The sequence below is a fragment of the Pseudomonas sp. NPDC087029 genome, assembly GCF_044745345.1.
Lineage (GTDB): Bacteria > Pseudomonadota > Gammaproteobacteria > Pseudomonadales > Pseudomonadaceae > Aquipseudomonas > Aquipseudomonas faucium.
The window spans coordinates 136,378-159,196 of sequence record NZ_JBIVAB010000003.1 but is presented as its reverse complement, the minus strand read 5'-3'; the positions used below and the strand labels follow the sequence as shown (position 1 = coordinate 159,196).

Below are 22,819 nucleotides of genomic sequence, written 5' to 3'. Positions count from 1 at the left end.
ACAAGGAGTTTCAGTATGCGTTGCCAGCTGTTGCTGTTCCTGGGCCTTCTTGCCTGCACGCCGGCCTGGGCGAAAAAAGTCGACCTCGATTACCAGGTGCGCCTGTTGCCCGCCAGCGGCCAGGCCGAAGTACGCCTGACCCTGGCTGAGGGCAGCGCGGTGCGCAGCCTGGATTTCGACCTGGGCAAGGCCAATGCCTACAGCGGTTTTCAGGCTGACGGCCAGTGGCAGCAGCAGGGCGAGCGGGGTGTCTGGCACCCGGCCGCAGGCAAGACCAGCCTGAGCTACCGGGTCAAGCTGGACCAGAAGCTGCGCAGCGGCGCCTACACCTCGCGCATCACGCCCCATTGGGCGCTGTTCCTGGGCGAGCAACTGGTGCCACCGGCACGCCTCGACCAGCAGGACGGCACCGAGCTGGTGGCGCGCCTGTCGGTGGACCTGCCCGAAGGCTGGAAAAGCATCGAAACGGCCTGGCCGCGCATCGGCAAGGACAAGTTTCGCATCGATGACGTATCGCGCCTGTTCGACCGCCCGACCGGCTGGATGCTCGCCGGCAACCTGGGCAGCCGCCGCGCGCGCCTGGGCGAAACCGACGTGACCGTCGCCGCGCCAGTGGGGCAGGGCATGCGGCGGATGGACAACCTGACGCTGCTGACCTTCATCTGGCCGCAGTTGCAGGCGGTGTTCCCGCGCAACCCGCCGAAGCTGCTGCTGGTCGGTGCCCGTGACGGCATGTGGCGCGGGGCGATGGCGGCCAACGGTTCGCTGTACCTGCACAGTGGCCGGCCGATGGTCAGCGAGAACGGCAGCAGCCCGCTGTTGCGCGAGCTGGTGCAGCTGTTCGCGCAGATTCGTGTGCGCGACAACAGCGACTGGCTGGGCCAGAGCCTGACCGACTACTACGCCAATGAGCTGTTGCGCCGGGCCGGTGGCATCAGCGATGACCGCTACCAGGTGTGGCAGGCGCGCTTGCAGAAGCAGGGCGCCAAGGTCACCCAACTGCGCGGCGGCCGGGCCAGCCCGGCGCAGGTGGCGCGGGGCGTGCTGCTGCTGCAGGCGCTGGACAAGGAAATCCGCATCCACACCCAGGCCAAGCGTTCGCTGGATGATGTGACCCAGGCGCTGATGCGCCTGCCGAGTGTCAGCACCGAGGAGTTCGTGCAGATCAGCGAGAATGTGCTGGGGCGGCGCTCGGAGGTATTGCAGAGCAAGGCGCTGCAATAGGTGGCCCCTATCGCCGGCAAGCCGGCTCCCACAGGTACCGAGTACACCGCGATCCCTGTGGGAGCCGGCTTGCCGGCGATAGGGCCAGTACAGGCAACCCCCTCACTCGCCGGTTACGCTTATCCCGCGAGTAGCCGCCCGGGCACTGCGCTTGAGCGCCTCCAGCTCCGCCGCACTGCGCTCGATGTCCGAGCGCAGGCGGTGGTACTCCTGGCGATGGCTTTGCCACCAGGCCTTGGTCGAGCAATGCCCGCTGACCCCACGCGCCAGCGCCAGGCCGCCGACCACCACCTGCAGCATGCCCACCAGGCCGCCATGGCGCAGCCCCTTGGTGACCATCAGCGCACCGCCGGCCAGCGAACCGAGCCGTTCCAGCCCGTGGACATTGTGCTCCGAAGCCCCCGGAGCGGAATGGATATCAAGCATGGCAAGGCCTCCCTGTGATGTGTAAGCAGCTGACCCCCGGCCGACGGCCGCCGTTCACTCTGCCTGCATCAATGGGCGCCCGCGCTTACTTGAACTTCGGCCCCGAACGGGTATTGAGCCCCTTGGCCAGGCGGTCATACAGCACCACATTCACCGTCGCGGCCAGGTTCATGCAGCCTTCGGTGGGGATGTAGATCGTTTCTTCGCACCACGCCCGCACCTCGGCACTCAAGCTGCCGTCTTCGGGCCCGAAAATGTAGATGGCGCGGTCCGGGTGGGTGTACTCGGGCAGCGGCCGGGCGCCTTCGACCAGTTCCACGGCCACCGGCGTGCAGCCCAGGGGAATGATGCGTTGCAGGTCGTCGATGCCGATCAGCGGGATGTCGTAGTGCACCCGCTTGGTGTCGGTGACAAAGTCGCGTGCGCGCTCATAGCGCTTGCCGGTGTAGAACACCGAGTTGACGCCGTAGCAACCCGCTGCGCGCATCACCGAACCGACGTTCTCTGCAGACTTGGGGTTGAACAGGCCGATGCAGCTGTACCGTTTGTTTGCCACGTGCCGGGGCCTTTCGCAAAAAAAGCGCGATTATACGGGCTAGCCGGCAGCAGCGGGGGGCGGGAAGTATCGACGGTCAGTCTTTCTTGAGCATGCCGGCCAGCGCGGCGAACGGGTTGTGGGTGGCCTTGGCGATGCTCGGGGTGCTGGTGGAGCCTTCGCTGAAGTACTGCTGGTCGGTGTAGCGCGAGTGCTCGTTGTCGTGGCAGTACAGGCACAGCAACTCCCAGTTGGAGCCGTCCTGGGGGTTGTTGTCGTGGTTGTGGTCACGGTGGTGCACGGTCAGCTCGCTCAGGCGCTTGCCGGCGAATTCGCGGGCGCAGCGGCCGCACACGTGCGGGTACATTCTCAGGGCCTTGTCGCGGTAGCCCATCTCCTTGTCGCGCTTGGCGTCGGCGAGGATGCGGTCGAGGCGGGCGGTGGCGGCGGAAGTGGAAGCCGAGCTCATGGTGTTTCCTTTATTCTGATCAGGCATGTGACGGTTATGCCGATGAGTCTAGCGCGCTTGCCGTGCAGGCGGACAGGCAAAATCAGCATAAACGGCGTAGCCTGTAGGAAGGTTCCCGACAGGAGGTTGCTGATGTTGCATGCGATCCTCGCCGCGCTGCTTGCCGCCGCCGTGCCTCTGGCCGAGGCGGCGAGCACGCCACCGCGCTTGAACACACCGGTGCCCGGTGCGCCGGGCACGCCAACGCCCACGCCCTACCCGCAAATCACCCCGAGCACGCCGCCCAAGGCCTATGGCAACCAGCCTGGCGCCCCGCTGCTGCCGCCCATGCCGGTGCCGGGGCCGCCCAGGGACCAGCCCTTGCCGGGGTTGCGCCAGGAGCCGGCAAAACCGCCGGCCGAGGACGACTAGAGCGACAGCCGCTGGCCATCCTGCATGCGCAGGCGTTTGGATAGCGCCACCGCCAGGGCGCGGATGATCCGCGCGGCGATGCGCGGTGCTTCGTTGAGCATCTTTTCCAGCGAGTCCTTGCCCAGGGTCAGCAGCTGGCAGTCGCTGGCGGCCACACAGCTGGCCGAGCGGCGCTCGCCGTCGAGCACGGCCATTTCGCCGAACGCCCGGCCACTGCGCAAGGTGGCGATTTCCACCGGCTGGCCGTTGCCATCGGCCTTGCGCACGCTGACCCGGCCGCGGTGCAGGATGCACATGAAGGTGCCGGCGTCGCCTTCGTTGAAGATGACTTCGCCTTCGCTCATGGCGGCCAGGCTGAAGTAGCCGGCGGCGGTGTGGAAGTCGGCGAGCTGGAGGGTGTCGAACAGGCCGCAGTCCATGAGCATGTCGCGGATTTCGGTGCTGAGGTGGGTTGGGTCGGGCATGGGGTGTTCTTCTTGGCGGGGTGACCAGAGGGTTTGGGGCCGCTTTGCGGCCCTTTCGCGACGCAAGGCCGCTCCTACAGGCGGCGTTGTGTGGCGAAACGAGGGCAACGCCCTCGCCGCCTCGTATGACAACAAAAAACGCGTTTTACGCCACGCCCAGCTCATTGAAGACGAACGCATATTCCAGCGCCACATCCCGCAGCCCCTGGTAGCGCCCGCTCATGCCGCCGTGGCCGGCGCCCATCTCGGTCTTGAGCAGCAGCAGGTTGCTGTCGGTCTTGAGCGTGCGCAGGCGCGCCACCCACTTGGCCGCTTCCCAGTACTGCACGCGGCTGTCGTTGTAGCCGGCGACCACCAGCATGGCCGGGTAGGCCTGGGCGCGGACGTTCTCGTAAGGGGCATAAGCCTTGATCCGCTCATACACCTCGGGCTCCTCGGGGTTGCCCCATTCGTCGTACTCGGTGACGGTCAGCGGCAGTTCGGGGTCGAGCATGGTGTTGAGCACATCGACGAACGGCACTTCGGCGATGGCGCAGCGGAACAATTCCGGGCGCTGGTTGAGCACCGCGCCCATCAGCAGGCCGCCGGCACTGCCGCCACTGATGGCCAGCCGCGCCGGCGAGGTCACGCCCTGGGCGATCAGGTGCTCGGCGCAGGCGATGAAGTCGCTGAAGCTGTTGTGCTTGTTCTCCTGCTTGCCGGCGCGGTACCACGCCTCGCCCAGCTCGCCGCCACCGCGCACATGGGCGATGGCAAAGCCCACGCCGCGTTGCAGCAGGCTCAGGCGGGCATGGGAGAACCAGGGGTCGAGGCTTTCGCCATAGGCGCCGTAGCCATACAGATACAGCGGCACCGTCTTGCCCAGGTCCTGCTTGCGGCGTACCAGGCTGATCGGCACCTGGGTGCCATCGGCGGCGCTGGCCCAGAGGCGCTCGCTGACGTAGTCGTCGGCATCGAAATCGCCCAGCACCGGGGTCTGCTTGAGCACCACCTGCTCACCCGTGGCCAGGGTCAGCTGGCGCACCTGCGCCGGGCGGTTGAGCGCCTCGTAGCGCAGGCGCACACGGCCGCTGGCGAACTCCAGGCTGTCCTGCACGTACAGGCTGTAGGCCGCATCGGGCAGCTCGACGCGGTAGCTGGCAAGGCCCTGGGGGCGCACTTCGATGATCGGCAGGCCGCCTTCGCGCAGGCTCAGGGTGAGGGCACCGGCATTCAGGCTCAGGCCTTCGAGCATCACCTGGGGGTTGTGCGTCACCAGCAATTGCCACTGCGCGCGGGCCGGCACCTGCTCGGCCGGGGCGTGGTACAGCGCGAAGTTGATGCCGTCCTGGTTGGTGCGGATGAACCAGCGCCACTGGCCGTCGAGCTGGCCGTGGTCGGGGAAGTACTCGTGGCCTTCCTCTCGCGGCGCCAGGCAGGTGAAGGCGGCCTGGGGCGTGTGCGCATCGAGCACCCAGGCTTCGCTGGTGGTCTTGCTGTTGAGCAGCAGCACCAGCTGTTGCTCCGAGCTTGCGCGGTAGCAGTGCAGGAAGAAGCGGCCGTCGGGCTCTTCGAACACGGTTTGCGCGTCGGCCTCGCCCAGGGTGTGGCGGCGCAGGCGCCAGGGCCGGTGGGTGTCGTCCAGTTCGGCGAAGAACAGCGTCTGGTTGTCGTTGGCCCAGGTCAGGCTGCCGTCGCAGTCGTCGAAGGGCAGGGTGGTCAGCGCGCCGCTGGTCAGGTCCTTGACGTACAGGGTGTAGATTTCGTCGCCGCTGGTATCGAGGCTATAGGCCAGCAGGCGGTGGTCGGGGCTGATGCTGAAGGCGCCCAGCGACAGGAAGCCACCAGCGGCCAGGGCGTTGGGGTCGAGCAGCAGCTGCTCCTGGCTTTCGTCCACGGTGTTGGAATCATCGGCCGGGCGCGGGCAGCGGTAATGGCGCGGGTACTCGTCGCCTGCCGTGGTGCGGGTGTAGTACAGGTACGGGCCCCAGGGCGAGGGCAGCGACAGGTCGGTTTCCAGGATGCGGCCCTTGATCTCTTCGAACAACTGCTCGCGCAGCGGCGCCTGGCCGGCCAGGCAGGCCTCCTGATAGGCGTTTTCCGCCTGCAGGTAGCCGAGCACATCAGGGGTGTCGCGCTGTTGCAGCCAGGCGTAGGGATCGGCGCCCTGGTCCTGGCGGGCGATGGGGGGCTGGAGCGCGTTGGGCATCGGGGATCTCTTGGCTGGGGGGCGCCTGCGCCCGGAAAAGTGTTTATCATAGGCATCTCTTTGCCTGGCTTGCACGATCACCATGACCGAGAACGACTATACCCTCGCCTGGGGCCTCTATGCCGTGGCCGCCCTGGGCTGCCTGTGGGTGGGTTTCAAAATAACCGGCTGGATGTGGCGTTGGCTGCGTGAGCCGCTGCGGGTGATCCTGGCGGTGCTGCTGCTGACCCCGACCGTGGTCGACCCGGCCAAGGATGCCGTTGCCCCGGCCATCGCCATCACCGCCCTGGACCTGGCCTTCAAGGTCGGCAACAACGCCTGGCGGGCGATTTCCGACTTCGCCATGTACGGCATGATCGCCTTTGCCCTGTACCTGCTGTTCGTGCTGCTGCGCTGGCCGCTGGAAAAACGCGCCCGCGAGCGCCGCGCGCAGGCCGAGGCCAATGCCCAGCGCCAGGCCGCCGAGGACGCCCGCCTCGAAGCCGGCGCGCCACTGGCCGCCGAGCGCCACGACCGCTACCGCGATGACCCGCCACCCGCTGCGCCGTCTGGCGGGCGTGGCCGGGTCGAGCCGCGGTTGTAGGCGGAGGCAGCGAACATGTGCGAACTGCTGGGCATGAGCGCCAACGTCCCCACCGACATCGTCTTCAGCTTCACCGGCCTGATGCAGCGCGGTGGCCGCACCGGCCCGCACCGTGACGGCTGGGGCATCGGCTTCTACGAAGGCCGCGGCCTGCGCCTGTTCCAGGACCCGGCCGCGAGCAGCGAGTCGGAAGTGGCCAACCTGGTGCAGCGCTACCCGATCAAGAGCGAGGTGGTGATCGGCCACATCCGCCAGGCCAACGTCGGCCGGGTGTGCCTGTCCAACACCCACCCGTTCGTGCGCGAAATGTGGGGCCGCAACTGGTGCTTCGCGCACAATGGACAGCTTGGCGACTTCAAGGGCGAGGCCACGTTCTACCGGCCGGTTGGCGACACCGACAGCGAGGCCGCCTTCTGCGACCTGCTCAACCGCATCCGCGCCGCCTTCCCCGAGCCGGTCGAGGTGGAACAGCTGCTGCCGGTGCTGGTCGAAGCCTGTGCCGAGTATCGCGGCAAAGGCGTGTTCAACTGCCTGCTCAGCGACGGCGACTGGTTGTTCTGCTTCTGCTCGACCAAGCTGGTTCACATCACCCGTCGTGCGCCGTTCGGTGCTGCGCGGTTGAAGGATGTCGACCTGATCGTCGATTTTCACACCCAGACCACGCCCAACGACGTGGTCACGGTGATCGCCACCGAGGCCTTGACCGAAAACGAGACCTGGCGGCGCTACGAGCCCGGCCAATGGGGCTTGTGGCGGCACGGAGAATGCGTTTCGCAAGGCCAGAGCTAAGGACGCTGCATGTTCAGAAGTTACCTGCGGTTGCTGCTGTTCACCGTCGGCCTGCTGGCCGGCATCCAGGTGCCGGGGCTGGTCAAGGACTACAGCCAGCGGGTGGAGGCGCACCTGTTCGAATCGCGCCAGGCGCTCGATGGTTTCAAGCAGACCGCCGAGCGCTTCTTCAATGGCGACCTGCAGGCGTTGCTGCGTCACTACCGCAGCAGTGACGACCCAGTGTTCAACAGCGATGCCAACAGCATCGAAAGCCTGATGATCCGAAACCAGTTGCTGGAGAACGAGTGGCAGGCGCTGCAGGGGTCGTGGCTGACCACCACCTGGCATGTGCTGGTGCAGCCGGACCCGCAGCTGCGCGAGGAGACGCTCAAGGGCTACAGCTACCAGATCCTGCTGGTGCCGGAGGCGATCGGCTGGGGCGTGGGTGCGGGGTTCGTGCTGGCGTTGGTGGTCGAGAGCCTGTTGCTGGGGATTGGCTGGGTGATCCTGGGTGGGCGGCGCAAGGCGGTGAAAGAGAGCTGGCGCTGATTTATCGCGGTGCCAGTAGCGGCCCTATCGCCGGCAAGCCGGCTCCCACAGCAACACCACTGTTCTCAAGTGCAGTGATTTACCTGTGGGAGCCGGCTTGCCGGCGATAGGGCCTGTACAGCCACCAAAAAAACATCTCAGACCAGCACAATCCGCTGCCCGCCCACATCCCGCGCATAGCGCTCCAGCACCTGCCGGCACACCCCGACCACCTCATCCACCAGCGCCACCCCGGTCTGCCAGGCCACCACCAGCTCCAGGCTCGGCGGCGGTTGCAACCCCTCCAGCAGCACCAGTTCCCCGCGGCCCAGTTCCGCATCCACCAACGCCGGCGGCAGTGCGCCAATGCCAAAGCCATCGCGCAGCAGGCGGGTGATCGCCGCCACCGAGTTCACACAGTTCAAGCGCGGGCTTTCGGCACCCGCGCCCTGCAGCAGGCTGAGCACTTCCTGATGCGGCCGCGAGTTCTTCGAAAAGGTCACGATCCGCTCGCGGCCAAGTTCCGCCAGCGAGGCGTAGTCGCGGTGCTGGGCAGAGCCTGCGGCCACCACCCAGCCCATGGGGTAGCGCGCCAGGTCCAGGCTGCGAATCGACTGCTCGCGCAAAAGGTCGGTCTGCAGGATCACATCGAGAAAGCCTTTTTGCAGCTGTTCGCGCAAGTTGAGCGCGGTATCAGCCACCAATTCGATCTCCACCTGCGGGTAACGCTCGCTCAGCTCGGCCACCAGTGCGCTCATCCAGGTATGAATGACGGTGTCCATCACCCCCAGGCGAATGCGCCCGACCTTGGCCCGGTCGCTGTCCAGCGACTGCTTCATGGCCTTGGCGGTATCGAGCATGCGTTCGGCGTACTCCAGCACCTTGGCGCCTTCCGGGGTCAGGCTGACGCCACGTGAATCGCGCAGCAGCAGCTTCACCCCAAGGTCGGCCTCCAGCGCTGCGATGCGGCTGGAGACCGAGGCCTGGGTGGTGAACAGTTTCTCGGCAGTGAGGCGAAAGCTTTTCAGCCGGGCGACCCAGACGAAGGTTTCGAGGAAGCGAAGGTTCATGATCAGTTTTTCTTGTTCCAGACCGGCGGTTTTTCTCGTTGGACGCCTCTTGCGCGGGCTCTGAACAATGATGCCCAGGCCGCGACGCCAGACGTCGCCCATAAACAATACCAACAAGCCGAGGCAAGCATGAACCCGACCGGCGTGCAGCAGCAGGTTTCGCCCTCCTCTTCCAGCGGGCCTTTCGCCTGGTACCGCGACATCGACTCCCAGCAACGACGCACCTTCTGGAGCTGCAAGATCGGCTATGGCCTGGACGGCATGGACACGCAGATGCTCAGCTTCGTCATCCCCACGCTGATCATGCTGTGGGGCATCAGCACCACCGAAGCCGGGCTGATCCATACCAGTACCCTCATTGCCTCGGCCATCGGCGGCTGGGTCGCTGGCATCCTCTCCGACCGCATCGGCCGCGTGCGCACCTTGCAGCTGACGGTGCTGTGGTTCGCCTTCTTCACCTTCCTCTGCGGCTTTGCCAAGAACTACGAGCAACTGCTGATCGCCCGCACCCTGATGGGCTTTGGCTTTGGCGGCGAGTGGACCGCCGGGGCAGTGTTGATCGGCGAGGTGATCCGCGCCCAGGACCGGGGCAAGGCGGTGGGCATGGTGCAGTCCGGCTGGGCGCTTGGCTGGGGGCTGACGGCGATCCTCTATGCGCTGCTGTTTTCCTGGTTGCCCGCAGAGCAGGCCTGGCGCGCGCTGTTCCTGCTCGGGCTGGTGCCAGCGATCTTCGTGATCTTCGTCCGCCGCCTGGTCAAGGACCCCGAGGTGTATCGCCAGGCCAAGGCAGTGGAACAGGCCCAGGCACCTGCGCACTTCTACGAGATCTTCGCCCCCGGCATGCTCTGGACCACCGTGCGTGCGTCCTTGCTGACCACCGGCGCGCTGGGCGGCTACTACGCCATCACCTCGTGGCTGCCGACCTTCCTCAAGAACGAGCGCGGCCTGAGCGTGCTGGGCACCGGCGGCTACCTGGCGATGGTGATCGTCGGCTCCTACGTGGGCTACGTGATCAGCGCGTATCTATCCGACCTGCTGGGGCGCAAGAAGAACTTCATCCTGTTTGCCGTGGGGTCGTTCGTCATCGTGCTGCTGTACACGCAGATGCGCGTCAGCGACGACCTGATGCTGTGGCTGGGCTTCCCCCTGGGCTTCTTCGCCTCGGGCATCTTCAGCGGCATGGGCGCGTTTCTCACCGAGCTGTTCCCCACCCGCATCCGCGGTTCGGGGCAGGGCTTTTGCTACAACATCGGCAAGGTGATCGCGGCGCTGTTCCCGCTGCTGATCGGCCTGCTCAGCCAGAAGGTATCGCTGGGCCTGGGGATTGGCGGCTTTGCCGCGGTGTCTTACGGTGTGGTGATCCTGGCGGCCCTGAGCCTGCCGGAAACCCGCGGCAAGCAACTCAAGGCGCGCTAAGGTAGGCACATGAACATCGACACGGGAGCACGCCAGGTGAAACGCCTGCTACTCAATTGCGACATGGGCGAAAGTTTCGGCAGCTGGCGCATGGGCCTGGATGCCGAGGTAATGCCCTACATCGACTGCGCCAACATCGCCTGCGGCTACCATGCCGGCGACCCGAGCATCATGCGCCGCACGGTGGCCCTGGCGCTGGAGCACGGCGTGACCATCGGCGCGCACCCGGCCTACCCGGACCTGGTCGGCTTCGGCCGCCGCTCCATGGCCTGCAGCCCTGAAGAAATCCGCGACCTGCTGCATTACCAGATCGGTGCCCTGGACGGCATCTGCAAGGTGCTCGGCGGCCGCGTAGCCTATGTGAAGCCCCATGGCGCGCTGTACAACGACATGATGGCCGACCCGCTCAAGCTGCGCACCGTGCTGGAAGCCGTGGCGGCCTATGACAGCGGCCTGCCGCTGATGCTCATGGCCACCGCCGACAACTGCGCGGCCCAGGCCCTGGGCGATGAAGTCGGCGTGCCGCTGTGGTTCGAGGCCTTCGCCGACCGCGCCTACACCGCCAGCGGCCACCTGGTCTCGCGGCGCCTGCCGGGTGCGGTGCATCACGACCCGGCATTGGTGGTCGAGCAGGCCGTGCGCCTGGCCCGCGGTGAAACACTGGTGGCCGATGATGGCAGCGCGTTGAAGCTTGCCGCCAGCACCCTTTGCGTGCATGGCGACAACGACAGTTCCGTGGCGGCCGTGCGCCAGATCCGCCAGGCCCTCGATGCGCTGGAGGCGCGATGAAGCTGCATATCGAGGTGGTGGCCATCGACAGCCTGATGGTGCGCCTGTTCGACCGTATCGACGAAGCCAACATGCCCTGGATGCTCGCCGCCAGCCAGCGCCTGAGCGCGGCGTTCGGCGTGCATCTGCTGGACCTGGTGCCGTCGTACACCACGCTGATGCTGCAGTTCGACCTGCCGCCAGGCGAGGCGCGGGCGCTGATCGGCCAGGCGCTGGACGGCTTGCAGGCCGACACCGGCAAAGGTGGCCGGCGCCATGAAATCCCGGTGTGGTACGACGCCAGCGTCGGCCCGGAACTGCCCGTGCTGGCCGCACGCAGCGGGCTGAGCGAAGCCGAGGTGATCCGTTTGCACAGCGAGCGCGAATACCCGGTGTTCGCCCTGGGCTTCGCCCCCGGCTTCGGCTTCATGGGGCTGGTCGACGAGCGCCTGGCCAGTCCGCGCCTGAGCACGCCGCGCAAGCGCGTGGCGGCGGGCAGCGTGGGTATCGCCGAACGCCAGACGGCGGCGTATCCGGCGGTATCGCCGGGTGGCTGGAACCTGATCGGGCGCACGCCGGTGCGCCTGTTCGACCGCGAACGTGAGGGCTACAGCCTGCTGCAGCCGGGCGACCGGGTACGTTTCGTGGCGGTGTCGCGGGCCGAATTCGTGGCCTTGGGCGGTGATGTGGAGGTGCAGGCATGAAGCAATTGCAGATCGAGGCCAGCACCGCCTTGTGCCAGCTGCAGGACGCCGGCCGCTTTGGCGTGCGCCACCTGGGGGTGACCCAAGGTGGGGCGCTGGACTGGGTAGCGATGCATTGGGCCAACTGGCTGCTGGGCAACCCGCTGGGGGCGCCCGTGGTCGAGGTGGCGCTGGGTGGTTTTGCGCTGGTAGCCGAGCAGGATTGCGTGCTCGCGCTGGCCGGGGCAGACCTGGATGCGCGGGTGGATGATCAGCCACTGCTGCCATGGCGCAGCTTCATCCTGGGCAAAGGGCAGCGCTTGACCCTGAAGCAGCCAAGGCAAGGTGTGCGGGCGTATCTGGCTGCCCCGGGCGGATTCGTTGGTGAGGCTGTGCTGGGTAGCTGCGCTACGGTCGTGCGCGAAGAACTGGGGGGTATCGATGGGCGAGGGGCCGCGCTAGCCAAAGGGCAGATGATCTCCTTTGCCGGTGGTTCGCCGGCCTTGCGCGAAGTGCCGGTGGCCCTGTGCCCGAGCTATGTGGCCAAGCCCGTGCTCGACCTGGTGATGGGCGCGCAGATCGGTGACTTCAGTGGCACCAGCCTGTTCGAGGCCTTCAACCGCGACTGGACCCTGGATAGCCGCGCCGACCGCATGGGTATCCGCCTGTTGGGGCCGCAACTGGTCTACCAGGGCGCGCCGATGATCTCCGAAGGCATTCCGCTGGGGGCGGTACAGGTGCCGCCGGATGGGCAGCCGATCGTGTTGCTCAATGATCGGCAGACCATTGGCGGCTATCCGCGGCTGGGGGCGTTGACGCCGTTGGCGTTGGCGCAGCTGGCGCAGTGCATGCCGGGGGCGCTGGTGCGGTTCAGGGCGGTGGTGCAGGAGCAGGCGTGGCGGGAGCAGCAGGCGTATCTGCAGCGTTGGCGGTGAGGCTGCTGGCCCTATCGCCGGCAAGCCGGCTCCCACAGGGATTGGGGTGTGCTCGGTACCTGTGGGAGCCGGCTTGCCGGCGATAGGGCCGGTACAGTCGGCAACTACTTGGACAGGTAACGCATCCCTTCCTCCAACCCCTGCAAGGTCAGCGGGTACATCTTGTCCTCTATCAGGTCCCGCACCAGGTGCGTCGATGCGGTGTATTCCCAGGCCTGTTTCGGATAAGGGTTGATCCAGATGACCTTCTTGAATTTTTCCATGAAACGCTGGATCCACACATAACCGGCTTCTTCGTTCCAGTGCTCGACGCTGCCACCGGGCTGGGTGATTTCGTAAGGCGCCATGGCCGCGTCACCGACGAACACGACCTTGTAGTCATCGCCGTACTTGTGCAGCAGGTCGAAGGTGGAGAAGCGTTCCGAGGTGCGGCGCAGGTTGTTCTTCCACACCGATTCATACACGCAGTTGTGAAAGTAGTAGTACTCCAGGTGCTTGAACTCGGTCTTGCACGCCGAGAACAACTCTTCGCAAACCTTGACGTGGGCGTCCATCGAACCGCCGATATCAAACAGCAGCAACAGCTTCACGGTGTTGCGCCGCTCCGGGCGCATCTGGATGTTCAGCAGCCCGGCGTCACGCGCGGTGTGGTCGATGGTGCCGTCGATGTCCAGCTCTTCGGCGGCGCCTTCGCGGGCGAACTTGCGCAGCCGGCGCAGGGCCAGCTTGATGTTGCGCGTGCCCAGTTCGACCTGGTCGTCGAGGTTCTTGTACTCGCGCTGGTCCCACACCTTCACGGCCTTGCCCTGGCGCTTGCCGGCTTCGCCGACGCGGATGCCTTCGGGGTTGAAGCCGCCGGAGCCGAACGGGCTGGTGCCGCCGGTGCCGATCCATTTGTTGCCGCCGGCGTGGCGTTCCTTCTGCTCTTCGAGGCGTTTCTTGAACTCCTCGATCAGCTTGTCCAGGCCGCCCAGTGACTGGATCTGCGCGCGCTCTTCATCGGTCAGGGAACGCTCGAATTCCTTGCGCAGCCAGTCTTCGGGGATCAACGCCTCAAGGTGCTGGTCAAGGTTTTCCAGGCCCTTGAAGTAGGCCGAGAAGGCCCGGTCGAACTTGTCGAAATGGCGTTCGTCCTTCACCAGGATGGCCCGGGCCAGGAAGTAGAACTCGTCCATGTCGGCGAACACCACGCGCTTTTGCAGGGCGTTCAGCAGGTCGAGCAGCTCGCGCACCGACACCGGCACCTTGGCCGCGCGCATTTCATTGAACAGGTTGAGCAGCATGGCCGGCTCCTGTCAGCGGTTGCCGCGCCGGCTCATGAAGGCCAGGCGCTCGAGCAGCTGCACGTCCTGCTCGTTCTTCACCAGGGCGCCGGCCAGCGGGGGGATGGCCTTGGTCGGGTCGCGCTCGCGCAGCACCGCTTCGCCGATGTTGTCGGCCATCAGCAGCTTGAGCCAGTCGACCAGCTCGGAAGTGGAGGGCTTTTTCTTCAGGCCCGGGACCTTGCGCACATCGAAGAACACATCCAGCGCTTCGCTGACCAGCGACTGCTTGATGTTGGGGTAGTGCACATCGACGATCTGCTGCAGGGTGGTGCGGTCGGGGAAGGCGATGTAGTGGAAGAAGCAGCGGCGCAGGAAGGCGTCGGGCAGCTCTTTTTCGTTGTTCGAGGTGATGATGATGATCGGGCGCTGCTTGGCCTTGATGGTCTCGTCGATTTCGTAGACGTAGAACTCCATCTTGTCGAGTTCCTGCAGCAGGTCGTTGGGGAACTCGATGTCGGCCTTGTCGATTTCGTCGATCAGCAGGATCACCCGCTCCTCGGCCTCGAAGGCTTCCCAGAGCTTGCCCTTCTTCAGGTAGTTGCGCACGTCGTGGACCTTGTCCACACCCAGCTGCGAGTCACGCAGGCGGCTGACCGCGTCGTACTCGTAGAGGCCCTGGTGAGCCTTGGTGGTGGACTTGATGTGCCAGGTGATCAGGCGGGCGCCGAAGGAGGCGGCCAGCTGCTCGGCGAGCATGGTCTTGCCGGTGCCCGGCTCGCCCTTGACCAGCAGCGGGCGTTCGAGGGTGATGGCCGCGTTTACTGCCAGTTTCAGGTCGTCTGTGGCGACGTAGTCGCGGGTGCCTTCGAACTTCATCGGGGGTGTCCTCTGCGGGGGCCTTTACTGGCCCTATCGCCGGCAAGCCGGCTCCCACAGGTACGCCACAGCTTTCAAGGCTTGTGGTTTGCCTGTGGCAGCCGGCTTGCCGGCGATAGGGCCACAACGGGCAATACATGTTTGTCGTTTGTCAGCGACTATACCCCGGCCCCAGACGCGTGCAAACGCAGACCGGGTATTCAGTCCCTGAATGGCCCGTCACGGCCGCTCAGTCGGCTTTCGGCGGCGACTGCTCGTAGCGTGCGTTGAATGCCTGGATGAAGCCGTTGCGCAAAATCTGCAGAAACGCCTCGAAGGCGCTGATGTCCTGCTGGTGCACGCTGCCGCTGAGCTCCACGCGGGTGGCGAACTGGTTCTTGCGCTGGTTCTTCAGCGCCGTTTCGCTGGCCCCCACCAACGCCTCCCACACCGAGCGCAGGAAGCTCTTGTTCTTGTTTTCCACGTCCTGCTGCCAGTTGAACACCTCGACATCGCGCAGCAGCGGCTTGATATAGCCGTTCAGGCGCCCATCCTGGGCCTGGGCTTCGATCACCACGTCGCCATGCCCGGCATTGAAGTCGAACTTGCCGTAGGCGCTGGCGAAGTCGTTGAGCTTGCGCAGCTCGATGCCGGTGGCGCGCAGGCGGAACTGGAAGTCGTCGAAGTCGCTGAAGGGGTCGAAGGTGGCGCGGCTTTCCACCTTGGCATCGCCCAGCAGCAGGGCGTTGGCGTCGAAGCTGGCGTCGCGCCGGCCCTTCTTGTCGCGCACGTTGGTCAGGTTGCGGATGTCGGCGTCCAGCTGGGTGGCCTTGAGGTTGACGGGCGGCTTGGAGCTGAAGTTGCGAAAGGTCAGGGTGCCATTGTCGATGTGCACCTGGTCGAGGGTGATGGGCAGCAGTTTTTCCAGCTGCTGGCGCCAGTCGGTGCCTTGGCCGGTCTGCGAGGCTTGATGGCTGCCGCCGTCGACGAAGTTGATCTCGGGGTGGACGAAGGTCACCTTGGCCACCACGGCATGGTCGAACCACAGCGAATGCCAGCTCACCGACAGGTCGATCAACGGCGCATCGAGCAGCGGCACCGGCACCTTGCCGCTGGTCTTGACGATCTTCAGGCCATTGATCTTGTAGGCGCCGCGCCACCAGGCCAGGTCCACGTCAGCGACCTGGCCGCGGTACTCGCCCATGTCGGCCAGCTTGTCGTTGAGGTAGTCGCGCACCAGGTAGGGCAGCGCCAGGTGCAGGGCAACCAGCAGCACGACCAGGCCGGCGAGGGCGACCAGCGGCCAGCGGTAGCGAGCGTTCATCGCGGGCTCTCCAAGGCAGGATGCTCGGTTGACCGCGCGTGCTGGCGGGGAGTTCGAACAGGCTTTACTGGCTTCCGGGGCAGGCTTACCCTTTAAGTCTTTCCCTGCTCAATTCATGTCAAGGATCCTGCCATGAGCCGTATCTACGCAGACAACGCCCATTCCATCGGCAACACGCCGCTGGTGCAGATCAACCGCATCGCCCCGCGCGGTGTGACCATCCTGGCCAAGATCGAGGGGCGCAACCCGGGCTATTCGGTGAAGTGCCGGATCGGCGCGAACATGGTCTGGGACGCCGAGAGCAGCGGCAAGCTCAAGCCGGGCATGACCATCGTCGAGCCGACCTCGGGCAACACCGGCATCGGCCTTGCCTTCGTCGCCGCTGCCCGCGGCTACAAGCTGATCCTGACCATGCCGGCGTCGATGAGCCTGGAGCGGCGCAAGGTGCTCAAGGCCCTCGGCGCCGAGCTGGTGCTGACCGAGCCTGCCAAGGGCATGAAGGGCGCGATCGAGAAGGCCAACGAGATCGTCGCCTCCGACCCCGCCCAGTACTTTCTCCCGGGCCAGTTCGACAACCCGGCCAACCCGGCCATCCACGAGAAGACCACCGGCCCGGAAATCTGGAACGACACCGACGGCGCGGTCGACGTGCTGGTGGCGGGGGTGGGCACCGGCGGCACCATCACCGGCGTGTCGCGCTACATCAAGCACACCCAGGGCAAGTCGATCCTGTCGGTGGCGGTGGAACCCGTGTCCTCGCCGCTGATCAGCCAGACCCTGGCCGGTGAGGAGCTCAAGCCCAGCCCGCACAAGATCCAGGGCATCGGCGCCGGCTTCGTGCCGAAGAACCTCGACCTGTCGATCGTCGATCAGGTCGAAACCGTGACCGACGAAGAGTCCAAGGCCATGGCCATTCGCCTGATGCAGGAGGAGGGCATCCTCTGCGGCATTTCCTGTGGCGCGGCCATGGCAGCGGCAGTGCGCCTGGCGGAAAAACCGGAGATGCAAGGTAAGACCATCGTCGTAATCCTGCCCGACTCCGGCGAGCGCTACCTGTCGAGCATGCTGTTCAGCGACCTGTTCAGCGAGCAGGAAAACCAGCAGTAATCAGCCCGGCCGCTGATCCGGCGCAACATTTGCCGGCCTGGTTCGTTGCAAAATCTTCATGACTGAGATCCTGCCCAGGTTGTTTTTACCTGGGCAGGATGGGTTTATGATGGCCGGATGATTTTTTTGGGGCAGGCAGCGCTGGCCTGTTTCCATTCCAAGGAGTGTTGCATGACCTTTTCCTTCCTCGCCAAGGCGGGTGTCCTGCTGGTGTTCTTCGGCAGCGTGCTGTTCGTGCACCTGCGCGGCAAGGCGCGCCTGCCGGTGCTGCGCCAGTTCGTCAACCATTCGGCGCTGTTCGCCCCGTACAACAGCCTGATGTACCTGTTTTCCGGTGTGCCGTCCAAGCCGTACCTGGACCGCCAGCGCTTCCCTGAGCTGGATGTGCTCAAGGACAACTGGCAGGTGATCCGCGAGGAGGCCATGCGCCTGTTCGACGAGGGCTACATCCGCGCCGCCGAAAAGGACAACGACGCCGGTTTCGGTTCGTTCTTCAAGAAGGGCTGGAAGCGCTTCTACCTGAAGTGGTACGACAAGCCACTGCCGTCGGCCGAGGCGCTGTGCCCCAAGACCGTCGAGCTGGTCAGCAGCATCCCCAACGTCAAGGGCGCGATGTTCGCCCTGCTGCCCGGCGGCAGCCACCTCAACCCGCACCGCGACCCGTTCGCCGGCTCCCTGCGCTACCACCTGGGGCTGTCGACGCCCAACTCCGACGACTGCCGCATCTACGTCGATGGCCAGGTCTATGCCTGGCGCGATGGCGAAGACGTGATGTTCGACGAAACCTACGTGCACTGGGTGAAGAACGAAACCGACGTGACCCGGGTGATCCTGTTCTGCGACATCGAGCGCCCGCTGAGCAGCCCGCTGATGACCCGCATCAACCGCAAGGTCAGTGCCTTCCTCGGCCGCGCCACCGCGCCGCAGAACACCGATGACGAGCGCGTGGGCGGCATCAACCAGGCGTATGCCTGGAGCAAGCGCTTCAGCAACAAGATCAGCACCCGCATGAAGCAGTTCAAGCGCGCCAACCCCAAGGCCTACCGCATCCTGCGGCCGGTGCTGGCGGTGGTGGTGGCTTACCTGTTGTATCGCTGGTTGTTCTGACGTAGCCGCTGAACTGTTGTTGTAGGAGCGGCCTTGTGTCGCGAAAGGGCCGCAGAGCGGCCCCTACAATTTCTGCAGTGTTATCGATAATCTGGGGCCGCGTTGCGGCCCTTTCGCGACACAAGGCCGCTCCTACACACCGCGCGTTATTTAGGGACGCTTGTCGTAGGCACAATCCCTCGCTATAGTCCGTTGCATTCACTTCCTCGAAGACCTGTTCATGCCAGCCACCCCTTCCACCACACGCTTTGCCATCGCGCCAGTCGCGGGCATGGTCGTGCGTGGCAGCCAGCAGCCGGCCATGATCAGTCATTACCCACCACCTGTCAGTGGCGTCGTAGGCGGCGTAGCTCCGCCTCGCTGCGTGGTCGTGCTGGGCTGATCGGCCTCTGGCCGCATCCCTTCACACGCGCAACCTACTGAACACGGTCGGCTACTTCCCTTACTGAAGTTCACGCCCACCGTTCGGCTTATTTGCCCGAATACAGGTGCATTCATGTCTGCCTTCAGCAAAACCTCCGTGGCCTCGGCGGCCACCACCAGCCTGTTCGTCCTGCTCTGGAGCAGCGGCGCCATCGTTTCCAAGCTCGGCCTGGCGCAGGCCAGCCCGTTTGCCTTCCTGCTGCTGCGCTCGGCGCTGGCGCTCACCGGCCTGCTGCTGATCAGCCCGTTGCTGGGCCTGCGCTGGCCGCGTACCCGCGGGGCCATCCTGCGCGCCCTGGGCACCGGCTGCGTGCTGCTCGGTGCCTACCAGATCTTCTACCTGCTGGCGCTCAACACCCATGTCACCCCTGGCGTCATGGCCACGGTGATGGGCGTGCAACCGATCCTCACCGTGGTGCTGATGGAGCGCCAGCGCTCCTGGAGCCGGCTGTTCGGCCTGGGCCTGGGGCTTGCTGGGCTGGTGATGGTGGTCTACCAGGGCATCAACCTGGGCGGGGTGTCGCTGCTCGGCATGCTGTTCGCCCTGCTGGCCCTGGCCAGCATGACCTTTGGCTCGATCCTGCAAAAGCGCATCACCGACAACCCCATGGGCACCCTGGGGCTGCAGTACCTGGCAGGCTTTGCCCTGTGCGCGGTGTTCGCACCGCTGCAGCCGCTGCACGTCGAGTGGAGCACCCGTTTCATCGGTGCGCTGCTGTGGATGGGCCTGGTGGTCTCGCTGCTGGCGACCCTGCTGCTGTACCGGCTGATCGCCAAGGGCAACCTGGTCAACGTCACCAGCCTGTTCTACCTGGTGCCGGCAGTGACCGCGGTGATGGACTACCTGATCTTCGGTAACCGCCTGGCCCCGCTCAGCCTGCTGGGCATGGGCCTGATCGTGGTCGGCCTGCTGTTCGTGTTCCGCAAGCCTGCGGCGCGGCTGGCCGAAGCGTAGGGCGTTCTAGCGAAACTCTTCGGGGATGGCGTGGCGCAGCACGCCTTCCTCGAAGTCGAGGGTGCCGGCTTCGCGCTGGGTCAGCAGGTAGTAGAGCAGGGTGTCGAGTGAACGCGAAGGCGGCACCTCGACAGCCAGCATCCTCACGGCCTTTTCCACCTGGCTCGGGCAGCCGAAGTCTTCGAGCACGGCGCGTACCTGTTCCAGGTCGCCAGCGGCTTTCACCAGAATGCGAAATACCGAGGCGCCGCCACTGCATTGCAGGGCTGCAAACCAGGACTGTTCGCCGTCCTCGCTGATGCTGATGGTGTCGCCGGGGGCGATGCCATAGGCATAGAAGGGGATGCTGTCGACCTGATAGCCAGCGTCGGTGCGCTTGGCCCACAGGCCTTCGACCGAGGCAGGTGGGTAGCCTTGCGCATCCTGCTCCAGGCGCCAGAGCACGATCTTGTAGGCTGAGGTTTGCTCAGGGGGCATGGGGCTTTACAGGTCAGGAGGGCTGCGTATCGTAATGCGCTTTGCCCCCTCTGTCTTCAGGCAACGCGCCTGGCCGGCTTGAGCACCAGCCACAGCGCCACGCCAATCAGCACGCCGCCGTACAGGTGCCCCATCGACAGCGACTCATCCAGCAGCCATGCGCCCCACAGCACGCCGAACACCGGAATCAGGAAGGTCACGGTGCTGGCCTTGACCGGCCCGATCTCGGCCAACAGGCGGAAGTAGAGGATGTAGGCGAAGGCCGTGCACAACAGCCCCAGGCCCAGCAGCGACAACCACACCTGCCAGCCGCCCCAGCTTGCCGGGGGCTGGGTCAGTGCGCTCCAGGCGAACAGCGGGGTCATCATCAAGGTGGCGCCGAGCATGCTGCCCAAGGCCGAGAGGCGGCTGTCCAGGCCACTGACCCAGCGCCGTGCGAGGAAACCGGCGAAGCCGTAGCAGGTGGTGGCGGCCAGGCAGGCCAGCGCGCCCTGCAGCAAGGCCATGTCCAGGGCCACAGGGCCAGCGCCGCTGAGGATGCCGACGCCGAACAGGCCAAGGAAGATGCCGCACAGCTTGGGCAAGGTCATCGCCTCGCGGAAGAACAGTGCGCCGATCAGCACGCCCATCAGCGGCGTGGTGGCGTTGAAGATTGCCGAGTAGCCAGCTGGCAGCAGCTGCGCCGCCACCGAATAGAAGGTGGCCGGGATGCCTGAGTTGATCATGCCCAGTACCAGGCAGGCGCCGAGCTTGCCTTGGAAATTCCAGCGCACGCCGGCGGCGGCGAGGATGACGATCAGGCCCAGGCAGGCGATGGACACGCGAAAGAAGGCGGTGGGGATGGTGCCCAGCTCGGGGGCGATGATGCGCATGAACAGGAAACTCGCGCCCCACACGGCGGCAAGGGTCAGCAGGCGGGTCAGGGCGATGGGGCTCACGGCGGTCTCCAGGTACAAGGCAGGGCGCGAGTGTACGCGACGTGGCGGGATGGGTTCTTGTGCTTTCTTGCTGTGTGAATCTGCGCGGGCCTGTGGGAGCCGGCTTGCCGGCGATGGGGCATCGCGAAATGCCGGGGCCGGCTAAGCTGTCTATCTCAACCTGCACCGAGATGCCTTGCATGACCGAGCACTGGCCTGCCGGCGAAATCGCCCGGATGATCCTCGATGGCTTCGACGACTACCGCGAACACTTTCGCCGCATCACCCTCGGCGCCCGCGAGCGCTTCGCGCAGGCGCGCTGGCAGGAGAGCCAGCGCGCGGCGGCTGCGCGGATCAACCTCTATGAACGCAAGGTCGGCGAGGTCAACAGTTGGCTGCGCGATGGCTTCGAGGACGAGGTGCTGCTGCAGGTGGCGCAATGGCCGTTGGTGAAAAGCGCCTACATCGGCCTGATCGATCCGCGCCTGGACGATGAACTGGCGGAAACCTGGTACAACTCGCTGTTCTGCAGCCTGTTCAGCCACGACCAGATCAGCGACGGCTGCATGTTCATCCACACCACGCGGCCCTCGATGCGCGGGCGCGAGCGGGCTGCGCAAACCCGCACCTACCGCCTCGATGGCAGCCTCAAGGGCCTGCTGCGGGCGATTTTCGCCGACCATGCGTTTGCCTACGGTGACCTTGAAGGCGACCTTTCGCGCCTCGAAGAGCAATTGCGCGAGTGCCTGCCGGACTGGGTGTGCAAGGACCCGGCGCTGGCCGTGGAACTGTTCGTGCCGGTGCTGTACCGCAACAAGGGCGCCTACCTGGTCGGGCGGCTGTACAACGCCGACGAGCAGTGGCCGCTGGTGATCCCCCTGCTGCACCGCGAGGGCCATGGCATCGAGGCCGACGCGTTGATCACCGACGAGGCCGAGGTGTCGATCATCTTCTCCTTCACCCGCTCGTATTTCATGGTCGATGTGCCGGTGCCGGCGGAGTTCGTCAACTTCCTCAAGCGCATCCTGCCGGGCAAGCACATCGCCGAGCTGTACACCTCGATCGGCTTCTACAAGCATGGCAAGTCGGAGTTCTACCGGGCGCTGATCAACCACCTGGCCAGCAGCGACGACCGCTTCGTCATGGCCCCCGGGGTGCGTGGCATGGTCATGAGCGTGTTCACCCTGCCGGGCTTCAACACCGTGTTCAAGATCATCAAGGACCGCTTTTCACCGTCCAAGACCGTCGACCGCGCCACGGTGATCGACAAGTACCGGCTGGTGAAGAGTGTCGACCGGGTCGGGCGCATGGCCGATACCCAGGAGTTCGCCGACTTTCGCTTCCCGCGTGGCAAGTTCGAGGCCGAGTGCCTGGCCGAATTGCTGGAAGTGGCGCCGTCCACCGTGGCCCTGGAAGGCGACACGGTGCTGATCCGCCACTGCTGGACGGAGCGGCGCATGGTGCCGCTCAACCTGTACCTGGAGCAGGCCAGCGAAGCCCAGGTGCTCGAAGCACTGGAAGACTACGGCCTGGCCATCAAGCAGCTGGCGGCGGCGAACATCTTCCCGGGCGACATGCTGCTGAAGAACTTCGGCGTTACCCGGCATGGCCGGGTGGTGTTCTACGACTATGACGAGATCAGCTACCTGACCGAGGTGAACTTCCGCCATATCCCGCCGCCGCGCTACCCGGAGGACGAGATGTCGGGCGAGCCGTGGTATTCGATCGGGCCGCATGATGTGTTTCCCGAGGAGTTTCCGCCGTTTCTGTTTGCCGATATCGGCCAGCGGCGGTTGTTCAGCCGCTTGCACGGCGAGTTGTATGACGCCGATTACTGGAAGGGGCTGCAGGAGACGATTCGCCAGGGCAAGGTGATCGATGTGTTCCCTTATCGGCGCAAGGGGCGGTGATACAACTG

25 protein-coding genes are annotated in these 22,819 nt (G+C 65.5%); 14 read left to right on the top strand and 11 right to left on the bottom strand.

The window, feature by feature from the left end:
- Positions 1-15 precede the first annotated feature (15 nt).
- Positions 16-1,224 (top strand): hypothetical protein, encoded by a 1,209-nt coding sequence (locus ACIPG5_RS06560; protein ID WP_401373879.1) that lies wholly within the window; start codon positions 16-18, stop codon positions 1,222-1,224.
- A gap of 102 nt (positions 1,225-1,326) precedes the next feature.
- Here ACIPG5_RS06560 and ACIPG5_RS06555 read toward each other — a convergent pair whose 3' ends face one another.
- From ACIPG5_RS06555 to ACIPG5_RS06545, 3 genes are all read right to left on the bottom strand, one after another.
- Complete coding sequence (locus tag ACIPG5_RS06555; RefSeq protein ID WP_176517063.1) at positions 1,327-1,650, bottom strand: YgaP-like transmembrane domain; 324 nt, start codon at positions 1,648-1,650, stop codon at positions 1,327-1,329.
- Between the two features lie 85 nt (positions 1,651-1,735).
- Complete coding sequence (locus tag ACIPG5_RS06550; protein WP_176517064.1) at positions 1,736-2,206, bottom strand: RNA methyltransferase; 471 nt, start codon at positions 2,204-2,206, stop codon at positions 1,736-1,738.
- 76 nt (positions 2,207-2,282) lie between these two features.
- The gene (locus ACIPG5_RS06545; RefSeq protein WP_176517065.1) at positions 2,283-2,654 is read right to left on the bottom strand and encodes a YajD family HNH nuclease; all 372 of its coding nucleotides are present in this window, start codon (positions 2,652-2,654) and stop codon (positions 2,283-2,285) included.
- Between the two features lie 132 nt (positions 2,655-2,786).
- Here ACIPG5_RS06545 and ACIPG5_RS06540 point away from each other — a divergent pair, with 132 nt between their 5' ends.
- Positions 2,787-3,065 carry a hypothetical protein gene (locus tag ACIPG5_RS06540; protein WP_176517066.1) on the top strand — a complete coding sequence of 93 codons (279 nt, stop codon included), beginning with the start codon at positions 2,787-2,789 and terminating at the stop codon, positions 3,063-3,065.
- Here ACIPG5_RS06540 and ACIPG5_RS06535 read toward each other — a convergent pair.
- Both ACIPG5_RS06535 and ACIPG5_RS06530 read right to left on the bottom strand, forming a co-directional pair.
- The gene (locus ACIPG5_RS06535) at positions 3,062-3,529 is read right to left on the bottom strand and encodes a cyclic nucleotide-binding domain-containing protein (RefSeq protein WP_176517067.1); all 468 of its coding nucleotides are present in this window, start codon (positions 3,527-3,529) and stop codon (positions 3,062-3,064) included. The two genes, ACIPG5_RS06540 and ACIPG5_RS06535, sit on opposite strands and share 4 nt — an antisense overlap.
- Positions 3,530-3,674: 145 nt before the next feature.
- The gene (locus tag ACIPG5_RS06530; protein ID WP_401373875.1) at positions 3,675-5,717 is read right to left on the bottom strand and encodes a S9 family peptidase; all 2,043 of its coding nucleotides are present in this window, start codon (positions 5,715-5,717) and stop codon (positions 3,675-3,677) included.
- A gap of 82 nt (positions 5,718-5,799) precedes the next feature.
- Between ACIPG5_RS06530 and ACIPG5_RS06525 the strand changes: the two genes are divergently transcribed.
- The 3 genes from ACIPG5_RS06525 to ACIPG5_RS06515 are packed head-to-tail and all read left to right on the top strand — an operon-like array spanning position 5,800 to position 7,620.
- The gene (locus ACIPG5_RS06525; protein ID WP_176517069.1) at positions 5,800-6,300 is read left to right on the top strand and encodes an MFS transporter; all 501 of its coding nucleotides are present in this window, start codon (positions 5,800-5,802) and stop codon (positions 6,298-6,300) included.
- A gap of 15 nt (positions 6,301-6,315) precedes the next feature.
- Positions 6,316-7,089, top strand: a complete 774-nt coding sequence (locus ACIPG5_RS06520; protein WP_176517070.1) for a class II glutamine amidotransferase — start codon at positions 6,316-6,318, stop codon at positions 7,087-7,089.
- A 9-nt stretch (positions 7,090-7,098) separates the two neighbouring features.
- A complete protein-coding gene (locus ACIPG5_RS06515; RefSeq protein ID WP_176517071.1) occupies positions 7,099-7,620 on the top strand; it encodes a DUF2937 family protein in 522 nt (173 codons plus the stop codon).
- A 137-nt stretch (positions 7,621-7,757) separates the two neighbouring features.
- On the opposite strand, the gene ACIPG5_RS06510 is transcribed toward ACIPG5_RS06515, so the two are convergent.
- Positions 7,758-8,669 (bottom strand): LysR family transcriptional regulator, encoded by a 912-nt coding sequence (locus tag ACIPG5_RS06510; RefSeq protein WP_176517073.1) that lies wholly within the window; start codon positions 8,667-8,669, stop codon positions 7,758-7,760.
- Positions 8,670-8,798: 129 nt separating this feature from the next.
- Here ACIPG5_RS06510 and ACIPG5_RS06505 point away from each other — a divergent pair, with 129 nt between their 5' ends.
- The 4 genes from ACIPG5_RS06505 to ACIPG5_RS06490 are packed head-to-tail and all read left to right on the top strand — an operon-like array spanning position 8,799 to position 12,471.
- Positions 8,799-10,085, top strand: coding sequence for an MFS transporter (locus ACIPG5_RS06505; protein WP_401373872.1), 1,287 nt, complete (start codon positions 8,799-8,801; stop codon positions 10,083-10,085).
- 9 nt (positions 10,086-10,094) lie between these two features.
- On the top strand, positions 10,095-10,874 hold the full coding sequence (locus tag ACIPG5_RS06500) for a 5-oxoprolinase subunit PxpA (RefSeq protein WP_176517077.1): 780 nt from the start codon (positions 10,095-10,097) through the stop codon (positions 10,872-10,874).
- Complete coding sequence (gene pxpB / locus ACIPG5_RS06495; protein ID WP_401373870.1) at positions 10,871-11,557, top strand: 5-oxoprolinase subunit PxpB; 687 nt, start codon at positions 10,871-10,873, stop codon at positions 11,555-11,557. Before ACIPG5_RS06500 ends, pxpB begins: the two co-directional genes overlap by 4 nt.
- A complete protein-coding gene (locus tag ACIPG5_RS06490) occupies positions 11,554-12,471 on the top strand; it encodes a biotin-dependent carboxyltransferase family protein (protein WP_401373868.1) in 918 nt (305 codons plus the stop codon). The genes pxpB and ACIPG5_RS06490 overlap by 4 nt, the downstream gene beginning before the upstream one ends.
- A 104-nt stretch (positions 12,472-12,575) precedes the next feature.
- On the opposite strand, the gene ACIPG5_RS06485 is transcribed toward ACIPG5_RS06490, so the two are convergent.
- The 3 genes from ACIPG5_RS06485 to ACIPG5_RS06475 form a co-directional block, all read right to left on the bottom strand.
- The gene (locus tag ACIPG5_RS06485; protein WP_401373866.1) at positions 12,576-13,754 is read right to left on the bottom strand and encodes a VWA domain-containing protein; all 1,179 of its coding nucleotides are present in this window, start codon (positions 13,752-13,754) and stop codon (positions 12,576-12,578) included.
- 12 nt (positions 13,755-13,766) lie between these two features.
- Positions 13,767-14,612, bottom strand: a complete 846-nt coding sequence (locus tag ACIPG5_RS06480) for a MoxR family ATPase (RefSeq protein ID WP_176517845.1) — start codon at positions 14,610-14,612, stop codon at positions 13,767-13,769.
- Between the two features lie 229 nt (positions 14,613-14,841).
- Entirely contained in the window at positions 14,842-15,915 is a 1,074-nt protein-coding gene (locus ACIPG5_RS06475) for a DUF748 domain-containing protein (RefSeq protein WP_401373864.1), read from the bottom strand.
- A 132-nt stretch (positions 15,916-16,047) separates the two neighbouring features.
- Here ACIPG5_RS06475 and cysK point away from each other — a divergent pair, with 132 nt between their 5' ends.
- From cysK to ACIPG5_RS06455, 4 genes are all read left to right on the top strand, one after another.
- Positions 16,048-17,022 (top strand): cysteine synthase A, encoded by a 975-nt coding sequence (gene cysK, locus ACIPG5_RS06470; protein ID WP_176517843.1) that lies wholly within the window; start codon positions 16,048-16,050, stop codon positions 17,020-17,022.
- A gap of 171 nt (positions 17,023-17,193) precedes the next feature.
- Entirely contained in the window at positions 17,194-18,129 is a 936-nt protein-coding gene (locus tag ACIPG5_RS06465) for an aspartyl/asparaginyl beta-hydroxylase domain-containing protein (protein WP_176517842.1), read from the top strand.
- A gap of 220 nt (positions 18,130-18,349) precedes the next feature.
- Positions 18,350-18,511, top strand: coding sequence for a hypothetical protein (locus ACIPG5_RS06460; RefSeq protein WP_176517841.1), 162 nt, complete (start codon positions 18,350-18,352; stop codon positions 18,509-18,511).
- 114 nt (positions 18,512-18,625) lie between these two features.
- Positions 18,626-19,507: a DMT family transporter gene (locus tag ACIPG5_RS06455; protein ID WP_401373861.1), complete on the top strand. Its 882-nt coding sequence runs from the start codon at positions 18,626-18,628 to the stop codon at positions 19,505-19,507.
- 6 nt (positions 19,508-19,513) lie between these two features.
- On the opposite strand, the gene ACIPG5_RS06450 is transcribed toward ACIPG5_RS06455, so the two are convergent.
- Together ACIPG5_RS06450 and ACIPG5_RS06445 are read right to left on the bottom strand one after the other, a co-directional pair.
- Complete coding sequence (locus tag ACIPG5_RS06450; RefSeq protein WP_401373859.1) at positions 19,514-19,984, bottom strand: DUF4265 domain-containing protein; 471 nt, start codon at positions 19,982-19,984, stop codon at positions 19,514-19,516.
- A 56-nt stretch (positions 19,985-20,040) separates the two neighbouring features.
- Complete coding sequence (locus ACIPG5_RS06445) at positions 20,041-20,922, bottom strand: DMT family transporter (protein ID WP_236237958.1); 882 nt, start codon at positions 20,920-20,922, stop codon at positions 20,041-20,043.
- A gap of 179 nt (positions 20,923-21,101) precedes the next feature.
- Between ACIPG5_RS06445 and aceK the strand changes: the two genes are divergently transcribed.
- Complete coding sequence (aceK, locus tag ACIPG5_RS06440) at positions 21,102-22,811, top strand: bifunctional isocitrate dehydrogenase kinase/phosphatase (RefSeq protein ID WP_176517837.1); 1,710 nt, start codon at positions 21,102-21,104, stop codon at positions 22,809-22,811.
- The last annotated feature ends 8 nt before the right edge of the window (positions 22,812-22,819 follow it).